The 960-nt window shown below is 29.7% G+C and carries 1 protein-coding gene; it reads right to left on the bottom strand.

Annotated features, from left to right (window positions below; genetic code table 11):
* Position 1: 1 nt before the first annotated feature.
* Entirely contained in the window at positions 2-193 is a 192-nt protein-coding gene (locus tag CQA44_RS12175; protein ID WP_115547436.1) for a hypothetical protein, read from the bottom strand.
* Between the last annotated feature and the right edge of the window lie 767 nt (positions 194-960).

The following is a 960-nucleotide window of genomic DNA, read 5'->3' as shown; positions in this document are numbered from 1 at the left end:
TTCATTTCCTCCCATCTTCTAGCACCCTAACTTCTTTGCTAGATTCTATCTCTAGCACTACATAAGGTAAGCCCTGCTTATTGAGTTCTTCCATAAAGGGGTCGGGGTCATTTTGCTCCATATTCCAAACTCCCGCACCTTGAAATTCAGCCTTTAGTGAGAATTTTACTAAAAATGCTTTTTTGTAATCCATAATCTTTTGCCCCCCCCAATCAAATAAATAAATTTATCATAAAAACACTTTTTATAATCCATAATCACACAAGCTCACCCCTACATAAGCAAAACACAAAAGTATTAAATTTATTAAAACTTTTATATGGTGTATTTTAACCTTTATTCTTAAGCTTAAGAGTTTTTAATAAGATTCTATCTTAAAACTTGCTTTTTATTTATCTATTCTGCTTTAAAAGACTGCTTTAAATTAAAGCAGATAAAGCCCTCTCCTGTAATAGTAGAGTATCTATCCTCCTTAAAAAAGATGACTTTAAATGAGTTAGCATCGTGCTTGAAATTTTCTCTATCTATCCTTATTTAAAAACTATTTCAAATATGTTTAGCTCATATATTTCTAAAAGTTTATTAGTCTATCCTTATTAACAAGCTATTTCAAATGCGTTAAAGAAAGTTATCTCCTCTACTTATCATTTTCTTTAATTTCTGCCACTAACTATTCATAACCTTACTAAACCTCGCTAAATCTTGCCTAAAGCCTTATCTAACCTTATTTTCCATTCTTAAACTACTCCTAAATTATTTCTAAATCTTATTTTCTACTCCTAAACTACATCTAAAACCCTATCTAAGTTTTATCTAAATCATTTCTAAATCTTATCTAAATCTTATTTAAGCCTTATCTAAACCATTCATAACCCTTGCCTATATGCCTAAATTTCATTTACTCCTTGCTATCATCATTTGCTAAAGCTATTCTCCTAATATCATTTGCTCTATTTCTTT

The sequence above is a fragment of the Helicobacter sp. MIT 14-3879 genome (assembly GCF_003364125.1).
Note: the sequence above shows the minus strand (reverse complement) of the source record. Positions and strands in the feature narration are given on the sequence as shown.

Excerpts from the sequence above, each read along its gene's own strand:
- CQA44_RS12175 (WP_115547436.1), bottom strand. The coding sequence starts at position 193 with ATGGATTACAAAAAAGCATTTTTAGTAAAATTCTCACTAAAGGCTGAA.